The organism is Bradyrhizobium monzae (genome assembly GCF_021458635.1).
Taxonomy (GTDB): domain Bacteria; phylum Pseudomonadota; class Alphaproteobacteria; order Rhizobiales; family Xanthobacteraceae; genus Bradyrhizobium.
Genome location: NZ_JAIRDQ010000015.1, coordinates 18,605 through 34,417 on the forward strand (window position 1 = coordinate 18,605; position 15,813 = coordinate 34,417).

Sequence of the window (15,813 nt, forward strand, 5' to 3'; positions counted from 1 at the left end):
GAAACAATCCGGGGGCATTTCGACACGGACTGGCGGAAAAACCGGCAGGGAATGGACAAGGAACCTGTCCGGCTTGCCGGACCGCGCCGGGCGCGGTAGGACGGGGCCATGCCGCGCATTGCCTTCTATCCGGGTTCCTTCGACCCCATCACCAACGGCCATCTGGACGTGGTCCGGAACAGTGTTCCGCTGTGCGACCGGCTGGTGGTCGCGATCGGGGTCCATCCGGGCAAGAAGCCGCTGTTCTCGACCGAGGAGCGGCTCAAGATGCTCCACGACGTTTGCGGGCCGGTGGCGGCCCAGGCTGGCTGCACGCTCGAGGCCGTGACCTATGACGATCTCGCGGTCACCGCGGCGCGCAAGCACGGCGCGACCATCATGATTCGGGGGCTGCGCGACGGTACCGACCTCGATTACGAGATGCAGCTCGCCGGCATGAACGGCGCCATGGCGCCCGACGTGCAAACCGTCTTCCTGCCGGCCTCCCCGGTGGTCCGCCCGATTACCGGCACATTGGTGCGCCAGATCGCCGCCATGGGCGGAGACATCTCGGCCTTCGTCCCGCCGCTCGTTGCGTTCCAGCTCAAGGCAAAATTCGCCGGATAACGGCGCGCTTTTTCATCTCACCTGATCCGGAGTTTCCATGATCCGTCGTCTCGCAATTCTTGCCACGATGTTCGTCGCGCTGATTGGCGCAGTCCCGGCAATGGCGCAGCAGCTGCCGGCCAATCTCGACAAGGCCAATGCGCTCGTCATCGACACCACCAAGGGCCGCATCGTCATCAAGCTCAGGACCGACCTTGCGCCGCAGCACGCCGAGCGCCTTAAGCAGCTCGCGCGCGAGGGCTATTACAACAACGTTCCGTTCCACCGCGTGATGGACGGCTTCATGGCGCAGACCGGCGACGGCCAGAACTTCAACGGCACCGGCGGCTCGAAATATCCGAACCTGAAGCAGGAGTTCTCCAAGGTTCATTTCGCCCGCGGCATCGTCGGCATGGCCCGGCGCGGCGACAGCGTCGATACCGCCAACTCGCAGTTCTTCATCATGTTCGCCGACGGTGGCAGTCTCGACAACCAGTATACCGTGGTCGGCGAGGTCGTGCAGGGCATGGACGTGGTCGACAAGCTGAAGAAGGCGCCTGCCGGCTCGCCGAGCGGCACCGTCACCGATCCCGACAAGATGGTGAAGGTGCAGGTCGCCTCCGACATCAAGTAGGAGTGGCTGATGGCGCGCCGCGGCGACAGGCTCCTGTTCGCTGCAGCAGTGCTGCTGCTGTTCGGCATCACCAGTGCGGCCGCCGAGGACGCACAGGTCAACACCATCCAGGACATCTTCCAGCACCTGCGGACCTGCTGGAAGCCGCCGCCACCCAGCAAGGCTCGCCCACTCGACATCACCGTCGTCGTGAGCTTTAACCGGGCCGGAAACATTCTGGGCCATCCGAGGATTACCTATGAATCCGCGGAGGCCTCCGACAGTGACCGGCTGCAATACCGGATCGCGGTGATGGAGGCGTTGCAACGTTGCACGCCGATGCCATTTACCGATGCAATGGCCGGCGCAGCCGCGGGACGTCCATTCGCGATCCAGTTCCGCAACCGCAAAAATTCACCTGACAAGACTTCACCCCCAACGCAAGAGAGACGAGCATGAGTGCCACCGAAAACACATTGATCCTCGAGACCACGCAGGGCCCCGTCACCATCGAGATGCGGCCTGACCTCGCGCCCGGCCATGTCGCGCGCATCAAGGAGCTGGTCCGCGAAGGCTTCTACGACGGCATCGTGTTCCATCGCGTGATCGACGGCTTCATGGCGCAGACCGGCTGCCCGCACGGCACCGGCACCGGCGGCTCGGGCCAGAAGCTGAAGGCCGAGTTCAACAAGGAGCCGCATGTGCGCGGCGTCACCTCGATGGCGCGTGCGGCGAGCCCCGATTCCGCCGACAGCCAGTTCTTCATCGTGTTCGACGATGCCCGCTTCCTCGACAACCAGTACACGGTGTGGGGCAAGGTCACCGAGGGCATGGAGAACGTCGACAAGATCAAGCGCGGCGAGCCGGTGCAGAACCCCGACAAGATCGTCAAGGCGCGGATGGCGGCCGACAAGGAGTAAGCTTCTCATTCCAGGGGCGCGCATTGGCGCGCTCCTGGTGGCAAGCCACGAATGCGCACCGACCTCTTCGATTTCGACCTGCCGCCCGAGCGCATCGCGTTGCGCCCGGCGAGCCCGCGCGACTCCGCCAGGATGCTGGTCGTGGAGAACGGCGCGTTGCGCGACCAGACCATTGCCGATCTGCCGCACTGGCTGAAGCCGGGCGACCAGCTCGTCGTCAACGACACCAAGGTGATTGCGGCGCAACTGAAGGGCCGCCGCATCGGCCGCGAGACCGAGCCGAAGATCGAGGCGACGCTGATCAAGCGGCTCGATGGCTCGCGCTGGCAGGCGCTGGTGAAGCCCGCGAAGAAGCTGGCCGCTGGCGATCGCATCCGTTTCGGCAATGAGGGCAAGGTTTGCCTGCTCGGTCATCTCGATGCCGAGGTCGAGGCCAAAGGTGCGGAAGGCGAGGTGACGCTGTCATTCTCGTTCCACGGGCCGACGCTCGACCAGGCGATCGCCGATCTCGGCAGTCCGCCGCTGCCGCCGTATATCGCCTCAAAGCGCACACCGGACGACCAGGATCTCGCCGACTACCAGACCATGTTCGCGGTCAATGAAGGCGCGGTCGCCGCGCCCACCGCGGGGCTCCACTTCACGCCGGCGCTGGAGCAGGCGCTCGGCGTGCGCGGCGTCGGCATCAACCGCATCACGCTGCATGTCGGGGCAGGGACCTTCCTGCCGGTGAAAGTCGATGACACTGACGGTCACAAGATGCATGCGGAGTGGGGCACGATCTCGTCCGAGACCGCGGACCGGCTCAACGCCGCGCGACAGAATGGCGGCCGCATCATCGCCGTCGGCACCACGTCATTGCGGCTGCTGGAAAGCGCCGCCAGCGAGGACGGCACCATCCAGCCGTTCACGGCCGAGACCTCGATCTTCATTACGCCCGGCTATCGCTTCCGCGCGGTCGATATTTTGATGACGAACTTCCATTTGCCGAAGTCGACGCTCTTCATGCTGGTGTCGGCTTTCGCTGGTCTCGATACGATGAAGCACGCCTATGCGCATGCCATCGCGACCGGGTACCGGTTCTATTCGTACGGGGATGCCTGTTTGCTGTTTCGGGCAGTGCCGTAGGGTGGGCAAAGCGACTTGTCCGCCATAGCTCGAAGAGCGACGGCGGAAGCGTGCCCACCATCTTTCTTGAGCGTGCGGTAAGACTGGTGGGCACGGCGCTTGCGCGCCTTTGCCCACCCTACGCACCATCCGTTACGCCATCACCCGCTGCGGCAACAGCTCCGCGATCTGCACAGCGTTGAGCGCGGCGCCCTTGAGCAGCTGGTCGGCCGCCACGAACATCGAGATCGAATGTCCTGAGGGATCGCTGAGGTCCTTGCGGATGCGGCCGACCAGGACGTCGTCCTGGCCCGAGGCGTCGATCGGCATCGGGAAGTAGTTCTTCACGCGATCGTCGACGACCTTCACGCCCGGGGCCTGCGCCATGATGGCGCGGACCTGGTCCTCGGTAATCTCCCTTTCGCATTCGAAGGTGATGGCCTCGCAATGGGCGCGCAGCACCGGCACGCGGACGCAGGTGACGCCGATTGCGATCTTCTCGTCCTCGAAGATCTTGCGGGTTTCCTTGATGACCTTGGTTTCTTCGTCGTTGTAACCGGTCTCGGGGTCGACGGCGGTGTTGTGGTTGAAGAGGTTGAACGCGTAGGGGTGCGGCATCACCTTGGGCGTATAGACCTGCCCGTTGAGATTGGCGCGGGTGGACTCGACGAGCTCGTCCATTGCAGCGGCGCCGGCGCCGGAGGCTGCCTGATACGTCGAGATGATCACGCGCTTGATGCGGTTCTTCTGATGGATCGGCCAGAGCGGCACCAGCGCGGTGATCGCCGCGCAGTTCGGGTTGGCAATGATGCCCTTGTGGTCGCGGATGCGATTGCCGTTGACCTCGGGGATCACCAGCGGCACGTTCGGGTCCATCCGGAACGCGGAGGAGTTGTCGACGACGACGGCGCCGGCCTTGACCGCGATCGGCGCGAACTTCTTGGAGATGCCGCTGCCGGCCGAGAACAGCGCGATGTCGACGCCCTCGAGGGCGCGCTCGGTCAGCTCCTCGATGACGACATCCTTGCCACGGAACGACACCGTCTTGCCGGCCGAGCGGGCGCTCGCGAGCGCCTTGAGCTTGCCGACGCGAAAGCCGCGCTTATCCATGGTGGCGATGAATTCGGCGCCCACCGCACCGGTGACGCCGACAATCGCGACGACGGGATCGTTACTCACTGTGTCCTCCATTGAGATCGATTTAGACAACAAAAAAGCCCCGGGCCATCTTGGGCGGGGCTTCGGTAGAGCTGATTGCGTTCTAGTCGACGACTATGCGCGCACGCCTCCCCGGGCCCCGAAGGCCGTGGTGGTTTTGCTCGCGCATTTGATGGTCGTGGACATGGCGGCGACTTATGCGGGAGAGTCTGGCGCCCGTCAATGGCTTTTGGGCGGGATTGTGGCCTGCGTTACTTGCCTCGGGCGCCCGGCGGCTCGAGGATGACCTCCTTGAGGTCGTCGCCGCTGATAACGACGATCGCGAAATTGAGCCGGCCGCGTTCGCGCACCAATCCGCCACTGATGGCCTTGCCGGACGCCGCCTGCTCGGCGACGCGCACCGCATCCGCCAGGCGGTGCCTGATGGTGCCGAGCGCGGCGAGATTGCTGCGATCCTCACGGTCCAGCTCCGCCAGGGGCAGGGCGGCTTCGCCGCCCATGAGCTCGCCGGTCGCGGCATTGATGGTGTGCCGCCAGATCCGGTCGTTGTGCAGGGTCTTGACCCGGTACACCGGTACGCCCGCGCCGCCGTCGAAGCTGACATCCGCAGTCGTCGCGCCGGCATGACGGGCTTCCGCAATGGCCATGGCCTGGCTGATCGAGATCGACGAGCTGCGGAAGCGTTCGATCTCGCGACTGACGGCCTGGCGGTCCGCCGCGGCGTCACCATCTGTCTCACCGTGAAGGGCAGTAGGTGTATTGCCGGCCGAGACAATCGCGCGGGCCGGCGCTGCGACAAGCAGGCCCGACAGGGCGATCGCCAGCAACGGCCAGGTGCGTCGTCGTGCTGCCTTCATGTTCGGAACCCTCGCCCGGCGAGTGTGCCGGATAATCGTAAAGAAGTCGCGGCCGACCACGGGCAATGGCCGGCCGCTGATTGTCGCGACGGGCTGTACCCGCCGCGGCGATCAAAGCGGTACGGACCTCTTTTGGGGCTGGTGAAAAAAGCGGCCCGCACCACTCAATAACAAAACAATACCGTATCGTTTTATTTTGGTCAACGGAAACACCCTCGTCCGCAGGGGACAGGCGGGCAGTCTCACGGAAATGTCAGCGTGGCGGGCGGCGTCGTCGAGGTCCCTTGGCGACGCTTGGGACGCGATCGGCAGGTCCGAGCGCGCCGGCCAGGAATAGCTTGATCGCCGCGCGCATCCGCTTCTCGGCGGCCTTGAGTTCCATCGGCGTGCCGAACGTTGCCATGCGGTGAGTGTGGCCAACGACGACATCGAGGAACACTTCGGCCGCGATCGTGGTGTCGTCGACATCGAGCGCGGCTTGCGCCACCAGATGGTCGAAGAAACGTGTGGTAGTGGCGACGGCTTTGAGCCAGCCTTCTTCCTTGCCGAGCTTGGCAATGTCGGGAAAGTTGATGGCCTGTGACGTCATCATACGGCTGAACGCCATGGCGTCGGGCCCGCAGGTGAAATTGAGCATTTCGCGCCCGATCTCCACGAGCCGCTGCTCGACCGAAATGTCGGACGAACTGCCGAGCTGCGTCTCGGCCGCTGCTGACAGCGGCGCAAGCCAGCGCGCGATCTCGCGCCTCAGCACCGCCGTGAACAGCCCGCGCTTGTCGCCGTAACGGGAATAGACCGTCGGCTTGCTCACGCGAGCGGCCTCCGCCACCGCGTCGAGCGAGGTCGCATCGAAACCGCGATCGAGGAACAGGCGGGTGGCGACCTCGATCAGCCGCTGATCGCGCTCGATCGCAGCACTCTTGGTCGGCCGGCCACCGCGCGATTTCGAGGCCTCGCGGCGCGGTGCAGCCGTTCTTGTCTTGGTCGCAGCCAATCCCATGCCCAATGATATGCCCAATGATTCTTGCGCGGTCGTGCCAGGGTGCATTGCTGTATAACGCGCAGCAACCGGGGCGTCATCGCGAATCTGGCCGAATTGGCCGTATCGTCAACGATCCCGGTACGATGCCGTTCCGCAATGCGGACCTCACGGCATCCGCGAGGTCCAGGCCTGGCCGCCGGCCGCTTTCTCATATCCGTATTGGTACAGCGCCCGCATATAGCCGGTGTCGAACCCTTCGGACGTCGGCGCCGGATAGTCGCGCTCGATGTAGGAGAGATGGAAGCCGAGGTGGTTGCGCTGGGCGAAATCATAGGTCGAGAAGATGATCGAGCGTGTCTGCGATTGCGTGATCGAGGACAGGCTGCGTGAGGCGACATCGATCGTGCTGTTGGCGACGAGCTCGAAATTGCGTTCGATCTTCTTGTTGACGAGGATGTAGATGTCCATCTTCGCGTTGCCGGGCAGGCGTCCCTGGAACAGCAGGGCCTCCGGCAGGGTCAGCACGGGCGCCGTCACGCCGCCGTCGACATGCATCTCCTGAAACCTCTGACCCCTGCCTTCAGCCTCGATCAGGATCGGCGGAAACACCAAGGGGATGCTGGCGGACGCCGCCATCACGTCGCGAAACAGCTTGAGCGCCTCGGGCGTACCGACCGCGGCGATCTTGCCCATGTCCCAGATTGCGGTGCGCTGGGTGTCGAGATCGGTGGTGACCACCAGCAGCCGGCGGCCCTTGGCATTCTCGCGGGCGACCTGCGCCATGATCTCCGGTCCGACATAGCGCGCGACGAGCTCGCGCAGCCGCGTATTGCCGAACAGGCCGGAGCCGAACAGCACGCGCATGATGCTGGGATCGTTCAGCAGGCTCTCGGCGATGCCGCTGGTATAGAGCTCCCGCAACGTGTCGTCATATTGCGATCCGAGGAAGGCAAAGGGCGCGATCAGGCCGCCGGTGCTCACGCCCGAGACGACGGAGAAGGTCGGGCGGTTACGAGCCGCGGTCCAGCCGTTCAGTACGCCGACGCCGTAGGCGCCATCGGCACCGCCGCCTGACAGCGCCAGGTAGGTTTTGCTGCCCGTCGCCTTGTCCTGTTCGAAGCTGAACTTGGTGATGGGCTCATCGGCATAGCGCCGCAGGCCGTCGATATCGAGCACGCGCGAGTTGCTCGCATCCGCCGCCGTATAGGGCGTGCGGGGGAGCGAGGTGCAGGCGGCGAGCGCCAGGCTGCACGCGAGTGCCAGCGACCTGAGCAGGCGGGTGCCTGTCCGCTTCGTCCAGCCATCGGGGAGGGCGGACATCTCAGTCGCATAATTGGGAAGGGGCATCGGTCGGCGGCTGACGATCACGCATCTACAGCCGCTGGCAATTTGCCGCGGCGTCTCGTCCGGCCCCCGCTATTAAACTATACTGTATCGTTTTATTTATCAAGCGTGACCGATATCACGTCCGCGTCAGCGGTGTCCCAGTCTGGGGCATCGCGGCCCGGGCGGGTTGATCGACATGTCCCGACACGCAATAAGCACCGCCATGAATCTTCCTGATACCGGTCTACCCAATCATTTCGAACTGCTCGCCAGCGATCGCTCAGCGCGCACCGGCCGCCTGACCACACCTCATGGGGTGGTACGCACGCCCGCTTTCATGCCGGTCGGTACCGCCGGTGCCATGAAGGGCATGCACTGGCGCGAGGTGCGCGACGCCGGCGCCGACATCGTGCTCGGCAATACCTATCATCTGATGCTGCGTCCCGGCGCTGAGCGCATCAACGCACTCGGTGGTCTGCAGAGATTTACCGGATGGAACGGGCCGATGCTGACGGATTCCGGCGGCTTCCAGGTGATGTCGCTGTCGGACCTGCGCAAGATCAGCGAGCACGCTGTCACCTTCCGGTCGCATATCGACGGCGCCAAGATCGAACTGTCGCCGGAGCGCTCGATCGAGGTGCAACGCCTGCTCGGCTCCGACATCGCGATGCAGATGGACGAATGCGTGCGGCTGCCGGCGGAGCGCGACGACATCGACCGCGCGATGCGGCTTTCGCTGCGCTGGGCCGAGCGAAGCAAGCGGGCCTTCGAGAGCGCGCCCGACGGCTACATGCTGTTCGGTATCGTCCAGGGCGGCGACATTCCTCAGCTGCGCCATGCCAGCGCGGAAGGCCTGGTCGCGATCGGCTTCCATGGCTATGCGATCGGCGGCCTTGCTGTTGGCGAGCCGCAGGCGGTGATGCTGGCGATGATCGACGAGACCGCGCCGGCGCTGCCGACTGACCGCCCGCGTTACCTGATGGGCGTCGGCACGCCCGACGACATTCTCGAGGCGGTGAAGCGCGGCATCGACATGTTCGACTGCGTGATGCCGACCCGCAATGGCCGCCACGGCGTCGCCTTCACGCGCTTCGGCCAGGTCAATCTGCGCAACGCGCGCCACTCCGACGATCCACGTCCGCTCGACGAAGAGAGCTCATGGCCGTCGGCGCGCAATTACGCGCGCGCTTACCTGCACCATCTCGTCAAGGCCGGCGAGACGCTGGGGGCGATGCTGCTGTCTGAAATCAATATCGCTTACTACCAGTTCCTGATGCAGGGCATCAGGGACGCGATCGCACACGGAACGTTCGACGAGTTCTACCAGCGCACGCGCGAGGACTGGGCGAGGGGCGATATCGCCCCGCGCTAGTTGCAAACGATCCGTTGCTTGACGGCGTGCTTGGTGACGAAGCCGTAGCCGCAGGTGTCGCAGGTCCAGAGATAGCTGATCACGTGGTCCGAGACGTAGGCGGATGCTTCGGCGGCGACCATGGAGTCGGCGCAAACGGGACAGGTGGGCAACTCGCTGCAACGCGGATCGCGCTTCATCACTACGGTCGACAACACTTCAGCGACTGCTGACATTGTGGTGACCTCCCTGCTTGAGACTTAGGTCTAACATAAGCAGAATCAGTTGACGAGGTCGCAACACAAATGCGTTGATTTTTCGTAATTGCTTCTGCTTGGCACTTTCTCTGCTTTGGTTCCGCCTCTATCGCAATGCAAACAACAGTGTGCGTTGCGACAGGTTGGATGACATTCCGTTGATGGATGTCGTGTCAGGCCGCTCAGGGCGCTTGGACCTGCACCGGTTTTCCAACTTCGGTCATGGAGCCAGGTGCGATGACGAGATAGCGACGCGCGTCTGGTGTGTCGCTCTGCACAATCTGACGGATCGGACCCAGGGCGTTCACGATCGCCGATCCGGCTGGGTTCGTCATGAAGCCGGCCAGGGGGTCGAGCTTGCCGATGCGGTCGGGATACGTGGCGAGCGCCAGCACGTCGGCGTGCTTCGGTTCGAGGCTTGTTGCTGCAGCCTGCCGACCGGAATTGTGGCGACCTTGGTGAAGTCGTCGGTGCGGGAGACCTGGATCTCGTTGAGCCCGCCAACCGTGATGTAGGCGAACTGTCCGTTCGCGTTACGGGCGATGTTCATGCGGAGAGTGGACGACCTTGACGGCGGCGGCGCCGGATCAAACGCAAGGCGCATGACGGCGATCTCCTGCTGCTCATCGACAATCTGCGGTCGCACAGAGGCACCTGAAAAAATGTCTGCAACCGATTGAAAATCCGCGCGAATGTGAAATCGACATCGTTGATGGAAGTCGATCGCGCGTGTTGCTATTGTGATTGCGCAGACGTTGACGGTCATGCGATCCAGACGCACGGGAACGCCGCGAATCGTCGCAACAGGGAGTTGATCATGGACGCATCGTCCAAGACGGGTGCAGGACACCAACCCGGCCGCGGCCGGATCTATGACTCGATCGTCGAGGCTTTCGGCGACACGCCGACCGTGCGCCTGCGCCGGCTGCCCGGCATGCACGGCGTCAACGCGACCATTCTGGCAAAGCTTGAATATTTCAATCCGGCCGCGAGCGTGAAGGACCGCATCGGCGCGGCCATGGTCATCGCCATGGAAAAGGCTGGCATCATCAAGCCCGACACCGTGCTGATCGAGCCGACCTCCGGCAATACCGGCATCGCGCTCGCCTTTGTCGCGGCCTCGCGCGGCTATCGGCTGAAGCTGGTGATGCCGGAGTCCATGTCGATCGAACGGCGCAAGATGCTGGCGTTCCTCGGTGCCGAGCTGGTGCTGACGCCGGCCGCGCAAGGCATGAAAGGCGCGATCGCCGCGGCCGAAGAACTTCTGAAGACGACGCCGAACTCGGTGATGCCGCAGCAGTTCAAGAACCTCGCCAATCCCGAGGTGCATCGCCGCACCACGGCGGAGGAGATCTGGAACGACACCGCGGGTAATATCGACTTCTTCGTCGCCGGCGTTGGCACCGGCGGCACCATCACCGGTGTCGGTCAGGTCCTCAAGCCGCGCAAGGCGTCGTTGCGCGTGGTTGCGGTCGAGCCGGAGGAGAGCCCGGTGCTGTCAGGCGGCCAGCACACGCCGCACAAGATCCAGGGCATCGGCGCTGGCTTCGTGCCCGATATTCTCGACCGCTCCGTGATCGATGAGATCGTGAAGGTCAACTCGACCGCGGCGATAGAGACCTCGCGGGCACTGGCGCGGCACGAGGGTATTCCGGGCGGCATCTCCTCAGGCGCGGCGATCGCCGCAGCGCTTGAGATCGGCAAGCGGCCGGAAGCTGCGGGAAAAACCATCCTGGCTATAGTGCCGTCCTTCTCCGAGCGGTATCTTTCGACAGTTCTGTTTGAAGGAATCTGAGAGATGGCGGATCAACCGAGACGGCCGCGCACACTTGGCGATGCGCGGTCGGAGGCCGAGGCAGCGTTCAAGAAGGTGACCGCCAAGGTCGCCGTGGCGCCGCCGAAGCCGAACGTGGCGCCGGGGATCAAGGAGCAGGTCACCCTGCGCATTGATCAGGACGTGCTGGAGTTCTTCCAGGGGGGCGGTCCGGGCTGGCAGGACCGCATCAACGAGGCGCTGCGCAAGGCGGCGGGGAAGTAGCGCCAGCGCCAGATCGGGGCGCCCAAAACCGGCGCAGCTGCGCATTCAGAGGACCTGCGACAGGAACCGCTGGGTTCGCTCGTCCTTGGCCGCCGTGAACAATGTCTCCGGAGGGCCGTGCTCGACGATCACGCCGCGATCGGTGAAGTAGACGTGGTCGGCGACGTCGCGAGCGAAGTTCATTTCGTGGGTGACGAGGATGCAGGTCATCCCATCCTCGGCCAGCTCCCGGATGGTGACCAGGACCTCCTTGACCGTTTCCGGGTCGAGTGCGGCGGTCACTTCGTCGAACAGCATGATGTCCGGTCGCATCGCCAGTGAGCGGGCAATCGCGACGCGCTGCTGTTGTCCGCCCGAGAGTTCGCCGGGATAGCTGTCCTCCTTCCCTGCGAGCCGGACCTTGGCGAGCAGCGCCCGGGCGCGCGCTTCGACCTCGGCGCGATCCTGGCGGAGAACATGGATCGGCGCCATCATCACGTTCTGCAGCGCAGTCTTGTGCGGGAACAGATTGTACTGCTGAAATACCATCCCGACCTTGCGGCGAAGCGCCAGCTTGTCGAGCCTGGGATCGGTGACCTCGATGCCTTCGATTTGAATGCTGCCGGACGTGATCGGCTGAAGTGCATTGATGCAGCGGATCAGTGTGGATTTCCCCGATCCCGACGGGCCGATGATGCAGATCACCTCGCCCTTCCGGACCGAAAAGCTGATGCCTTTCAGGACTTCGAGCGCGCCAAAGGATTTTCTGACGTCGACGCATTCAACGATGGGCTGATCCGGAGTCCAGCTCGTGGCCATGCTCTTCTCCCTCAGCGCACGCGGAACCGACGCTCGAGACGAGCGGTCCAGAGGTTGATCGGATAACAGTACAGAAAGAAGCACAGCAGCGCGAAACCGTAGAGCGGCGCGAACAGTTCCGGTCTGCCGCCCTCGGCAGCGTGCACCTGCGCCGTCAGCGTCAGCATCTCCGAAACACCGACGATCGATGCGAGGACCGTCGACATCGCGACGAGGGCATAGACATTCATCCAGGGCGGCAGCATTCGCTTGATACATTGCGGCAGCATGATCAGCCACATCGTCTGGCGCCGCGTGAATGAGAGCGATTCCGCCGCCTCCCACTGCGTCGACGGAATGGAGCGAACGGCGCCACGCACGACCTCGGCGACGTTTGCCATGACGGGCAAGGCGAAGCCGACCGTCGCCTTGATCCAGTCCGGCAAGGGGATGGTCGTCTTGAATATGATGATCTGGAAAGGCACCAGAAACATCACGAAGAACAGCAGCACCAGCCAAGGCGCGTTGCGGAAGAATTGGGTGATGAGCCAGCTGACGGCGGCGAGGGGTCGGAACTCCGACAACAAGGCCAGGCCCAGGCCGAGCCCGGCGATGGTCCCCAGCAGCATTGCCAGGAGCGAGATCAGGATGTTGAAGGCGAAACCCCGCAGGAGGAGCGGCGACCATTTCAGGATGACCTGCAGCGGCGACAGCATCGTCGGTCCGCTCTGCGCCCACGCGGTGGATGCAGCCATAATGGCGCAGAAACAGAGGATCGCAGCGGACAGCGGGCCGATCCGAACGGAGAACCGGGTCGGCGCGAGACGATACGGCAGAAGTACGGCAAGCCTGTGCCCGGACTCGGCGTTGCTCATCGCGCATATCCGGGAATGCGCATCGCCCGCTCCCAGCGATGCATCAACCAGACGAGGATGCCGACAAGGATGCCGTAGGTCGCAAGCAGAACCATCATCATCTCGAAGACGTTCTGTGATTCCGACCAGATCTGCTTAACCGCGTACAGTGTTTCGGGAACGGCGATCGCGTAGGCCAGCGTGGTCGTCTTGAGCAGATTGACGAGGTTGTTGTTCAGTGCTGGAAGGCAGACGCGAATAGCCAGCGGGAAGACGATATGAATGTACGCTCTGAAACGCGTGTATCCGAGCGCCTCCGCGGCTTCCAATGTCGTTCTCGGCACCGCCTCGATGCCGGAGCGGAAGATTTCGACGTTGAAGGCGGCCGCAAACAGTGACAGCGAGATGATCGCCCACTGCACGTTGTTCAGCAGTGGAACGCGCATGCCCGCCGTCTCGACGGCCGGGAGCATGGTGCCGAGGCCGAAATAGAAGAAGAAAAGCTGGACCAGCGGCGGCGTGTTGCGGAACACCACGACGAACGCATTGACGCAGAGTCGCAACAACCGGGACGGACTGCCCTGGATCAAGGCGCCGAGAGCGCCGATGATGAGGCTCAGCAGAATGGTCGTGACGCTCAAGAGCAGCGTCATCTTGAGCCCCGCGAAATAGCGGTCCCAGTCGTAGGCGTCGTAGAAGATTGAAAAATTCAGCCCTGTCGTCTCATAGAGCCGCTGAAACCAGTTGCCGATTGCTTGCATGTTGCGCGACACCGAGCTGTTGAGGCGATGCCTCGTATCAGTGCATTGGCTCGAGCTGTTCGGAGCGCCGGACTGATCCGGCGCTCCGCCTCGTCCGTCTATTTGTCCTTGTACTGCTCGTGCATGGAAACCGAATACTCGGTCGGAGCAATGCCCCATTTCTTTTCCGCGTCCACGATGAACCCGGTCTTCATCCAGTCCTTCGTCGTGTCTTCGAGCAGCTTCTGAAGACTGGTGTTATCAAGCGCGACGGCGATCATCCATGGCGAAGGCAGGACACCCTTCAGAGGCAAGGCATAATCCGCCCTCCACTCGTCCTCGAGCAGTTTGCCCTGCAGGAAGGTCTGATCGTAGACATAGCCGATGCAGTTGCCCTGCTTCATCGCGAACAGAGGCTTCTCCGAGCCGTCAAACGCAACAATTTCGGGGCCGTAGGATTTGGCGATATCCTTGTTGTACCAGGCCCCCGAGGTTGCACACACCGGCTTCCCCTTGAGGTCGGCCCAATCCTTAATGCCGGCCTTCTTGTTGACAAGTATGTTCACGTAGTCGGAGTAATAAAGCGGCTCGATGGCTTGAACAACGCGGCGGCGTTCCGGCCTGTCCGACATGGTCGCAATCAGCAGATCAATCTTTCCCTGCTGAAGAAACTCGATTCTGTTCGAGGCCGCGACAGGGACGAGCTCGAGTTTGACGCCGAGGCGCTTGGCAATGTCCGCGGCAAGATCAGGTTCGATGCCGACGATAGTCCCCGTGGGATCGCGGTATCCGAACGGCTTGTAGTCGGCCTTGACGCCGACGTTCAGCGTGCCGCGCTGCTTGATGGCATCGACGCCGTCAGCGGCCTGAGCGCTGCCAAGCATCAGCAGCGTCGCCGCGCCTGTCACCATGGAACGGACCAAATTTCTCATCGGATGACACCTCCAGGATTGCAGTCACGATACGTGTCGCGCGTAGTTCTTTCCCGTTACAAGGTTCGTGCCATGCGTCACGAAAATCGGGATACGGAGAAGGGAGTAGGGTCGATCGAGCTTCGGCCGTCGGTCACCATCCCGGCCACGAGGTTTCCAATCCCCGCTGAGTGCTTGAAGCCATGCCCCGAGCACGCGGAGACCACATGGACCCTGTCTTGCCCGGGATGCCGGTCGATGATGAAGCCCCGATCGGGTGTCACAGTGTAGTGACAGGCGGCTGTGTGCGCGACACGGGGCGTAGCGCCGGCGAGCCGCCCTTTGACGTGCTTGCTGTACATCGTGGCCGACTCGTTCGGATCGACGGTGCGATCGATGGTATCGGCTGTCGTACTGGTCTCATACTGCTCGGTCGCGACCTTGAGGCGACGATCGCCGGGCAGGGGCGGGAAGCCGTAGAGATAGTCAACATCCGTCGCGCCATGCATCCAGATGAACACAGGGGCGTTGGCGCGATACGCGCTGGTATCCTCGAGTTCGTACCAATGGAGCACCTGGCGCTTCACTGTGAGCAGACGATCGAAGGGCGCGCCGAGCAGGTGGGCATTCCAGCCGCCGGCCGTCACGACCACTTGGGCCGCCTCGAATGTACCTGAGGACGTTTCCACCCGAACGACCGAGCCAGTCTGCGCGAGCGAGAGAACTTCGACCCCCGTTCGGATCACCGCTCCAAGCTGCTCCGCGCGCGTCAATTGCGTCTTGATGCAGCGCTCCGGAAAAACGTATCCGCCGCCGGGCTCGTAATAGGCCTTCTCGTTACCGTCGAGATTCAAGAACTGCGGGAAGCGACGAGCCACCTCTTGCCCGTCAATCACCTCGTGCGCGATGCCGAAGTCACGGGCAGCCCCGATCGAACGTGCGACGAAATCCGGCTTGCCGTGGTGCGACGTCTCGCCAACGCCGGGTGCTATGACGACAAGGCCACACGGATTCAGGAGCCGCTCGGGTGTCTCGGCTTCGAGCTCGCGCCAGATCCGATGCGAATCCAGAACCAGAGGTACGTAATCGCGGCCTTCACCGACGGCCTGCCGGGTAATACGGGTTTCGCCGTGGCTGGACCCCATCATGTGGGGAGGGGCAAAGCGATCGAGTCCGACCGCCTTCACCCCTCGCTTGGCCAGTTGATAGAGCGTCGCGCTGCCCATCGCACCGAGGCCGATCACCAGAATGTCCGCTCGCTCGCTCATGACGGAGACTGCTCAATTATTGGAACTGCACGGAGCTTGCCCTTCAGATCGGCGGTCCGACAAGTATAATTC

19 protein-coding genes are annotated in these 15,813 nt (G+C 63.3%); 8 read left to right on the forward strand and 11 right to left on the reverse strand.

The features are described from left to right. Positions 1-108 precede the first annotated feature (108 nt). The 5 genes from coaD to queA are packed head-to-tail and all read left to right on the forward strand — an operon-like array spanning position 109 to position 3,243. Positions 109-606 carry a pantetheine-phosphate adenylyltransferase gene (gene coaD / locus K3F49_RS35830; protein ID WP_234685575.1) on the forward strand — a complete coding sequence of 166 codons (498 nt, stop codon included), beginning with the start codon at positions 109-111 and terminating at the stop codon, positions 604-606. Between the two features lie 37 nt (positions 607-643). Then, a complete protein-coding gene (locus K3F49_RS35835; protein WP_234685576.1) occupies positions 644-1,219 on the forward strand; it encodes a peptidylprolyl isomerase in 576 nt (191 codons plus the stop codon). 9 nt (positions 1,220-1,228) lie between these two features. Beyond that, positions 1,229-1,657, forward strand: a complete 429-nt coding sequence (locus K3F49_RS35840; RefSeq protein ID WP_234685577.1) for a hypothetical protein — start codon at positions 1,229-1,231, stop codon at positions 1,655-1,657. Next, positions 1,654-2,118 (forward strand): peptidylprolyl isomerase, encoded by a 465-nt coding sequence (locus tag K3F49_RS35845; RefSeq protein WP_234685578.1) that lies wholly within the window; start codon positions 1,654-1,656, stop codon positions 2,116-2,118. Before K3F49_RS35840 ends, K3F49_RS35845 begins: the two co-directional genes overlap by 4 nt. Positions 2,119-2,169: 51 nt before the next feature. Continuing rightward, positions 2,170-3,243, forward strand: coding sequence for a tRNA preQ1(34) S-adenosylmethionine ribosyltransferase-isomerase QueA (queA, locus tag K3F49_RS35850; protein WP_234685579.1), 1,074 nt, complete (start codon positions 2,170-2,172; stop codon positions 3,241-3,243). 132 nt (positions 3,244-3,375) lie between these two features. Here the strand turns inward: queA and K3F49_RS35855 are convergent, their stop codons facing one another. The 4 genes from K3F49_RS35855 to K3F49_RS35870 form a co-directional block, all read right to left on the reverse strand. Beyond that, a complete protein-coding gene (locus tag K3F49_RS35855) occupies positions 3,376-4,413 on the reverse strand; it encodes an aspartate-semialdehyde dehydrogenase (RefSeq protein ID WP_234685580.1) in 1,038 nt (345 codons plus the stop codon). A 218-nt stretch (positions 4,414-4,631) separates the two neighbouring features. Then, positions 4,632-5,237, reverse strand: a complete 606-nt coding sequence (locus tag K3F49_RS35860; RefSeq protein WP_234685581.1) for a PepSY domain-containing protein — start codon at positions 5,235-5,237, stop codon at positions 4,632-4,634. A gap of 253 nt (positions 5,238-5,490) precedes the next feature. Beyond that, a complete protein-coding gene (locus tag K3F49_RS35865) occupies positions 5,491-6,237 on the reverse strand; it encodes a TetR/AcrR family transcriptional regulator (protein ID WP_234685582.1) in 747 nt (248 codons plus the stop codon). Between the two features lie 147 nt (positions 6,238-6,384). Then, the gene (locus K3F49_RS35870) at positions 6,385-7,539 is read right to left on the reverse strand and encodes a patatin-like phospholipase family protein (RefSeq protein ID WP_234685583.1); all 1,155 of its coding nucleotides are present in this window, start codon (positions 7,537-7,539) and stop codon (positions 6,385-6,387) included. A 229-nt stretch (positions 7,540-7,768) separates the two neighbouring features. Here K3F49_RS35870 and tgt point away from each other — a divergent pair, with 229 nt between their 5' ends. Further along, the gene (gene tgt / locus K3F49_RS35875; RefSeq protein WP_234685584.1) at positions 7,769-8,917 is read left to right on the forward strand and encodes a tRNA guanosine(34) transglycosylase Tgt; all 1,149 of its coding nucleotides are present in this window, start codon (positions 7,769-7,771) and stop codon (positions 8,915-8,917) included. Here tgt and K3F49_RS35880 read toward each other — a convergent pair. Both K3F49_RS35880 and K3F49_RS39765 read right to left on the reverse strand, forming a co-directional pair. Continuing rightward, positions 8,914-9,132: a hypothetical protein gene (locus K3F49_RS35880; protein WP_234685585.1), complete on the reverse strand. Its 219-nt coding sequence runs from the start codon at positions 9,130-9,132 to the stop codon at positions 8,914-8,916. The genes tgt and K3F49_RS35880 overlap by 4 nt on opposite strands. Positions 9,133-9,484: 352 nt before the next feature. Next, positions 9,485-9,919, reverse strand: a complete 435-nt coding sequence (locus K3F49_RS39765; protein WP_452101152.1) for a hypothetical protein — start codon at positions 9,917-9,919, stop codon at positions 9,485-9,487. 51 nt (positions 9,920-9,970) lie between these two features. On the opposite strand from K3F49_RS39765, the gene cysK reads away from it, so the two are divergent. Together cysK and K3F49_RS35895 are read left to right on the forward strand one after the other, a co-directional pair. Beyond that, complete coding sequence (gene cysK / locus K3F49_RS35890; protein ID WP_234685586.1) at positions 9,971-10,948, forward strand: cysteine synthase A; 978 nt, start codon at positions 9,971-9,973, stop codon at positions 10,946-10,948. Positions 10,949-10,951: 3 nt separating this feature from the next. Continuing rightward, entirely contained in the window at positions 10,952-11,191 is a 240-nt protein-coding gene (locus tag K3F49_RS35895; protein ID WP_234685587.1) for a BrnA antitoxin family protein, read from the forward strand. 45 nt (positions 11,192-11,236) lie between these two features. On the opposite strand, the gene K3F49_RS35900 is transcribed toward K3F49_RS35895, so the two are convergent. The 5 genes from K3F49_RS35900 to solA form a co-directional block, all read right to left on the reverse strand. After that, entirely contained in the window at positions 11,237-11,989 is a 753-nt protein-coding gene (locus K3F49_RS35900; RefSeq protein WP_234685588.1) for an amino acid ABC transporter ATP-binding protein, read from the reverse strand. A gap of 11 nt (positions 11,990-12,000) precedes the next feature. Then, positions 12,001-12,843 carry an amino acid ABC transporter permease gene (locus K3F49_RS35905; RefSeq protein WP_234685589.1) on the reverse strand — a complete coding sequence of 281 codons (843 nt, stop codon included), beginning with the start codon at positions 12,841-12,843 and terminating at the stop codon, positions 12,001-12,003. Further along, complete coding sequence (locus K3F49_RS35910; RefSeq protein WP_234685590.1) at positions 12,840-13,583, reverse strand: amino acid ABC transporter permease; 744 nt, start codon at positions 13,581-13,583, stop codon at positions 12,840-12,842. Before K3F49_RS35910 ends, K3F49_RS35905 begins: the two co-directional genes overlap by 4 nt. Before the next feature lie 98 nt (positions 13,584-13,681). Next, positions 13,682-14,494 carry a transporter substrate-binding domain-containing protein gene (locus K3F49_RS35915; protein ID WP_234685591.1) on the reverse strand — a complete coding sequence of 271 codons (813 nt, stop codon included), beginning with the start codon at positions 14,492-14,494 and terminating at the stop codon, positions 13,682-13,684. Positions 14,495-14,571: 77 nt separating this feature from the next. Beyond that, positions 14,572-15,741 carry an N-methyl-L-tryptophan oxidase gene (gene solA / locus K3F49_RS35920; protein ID WP_234685592.1) on the reverse strand — a complete coding sequence of 390 codons (1,170 nt, stop codon included), beginning with the start codon at positions 15,739-15,741 and terminating at the stop codon, positions 14,572-14,574. Positions 15,742-15,813: the final 72 nt, after the last annotated feature.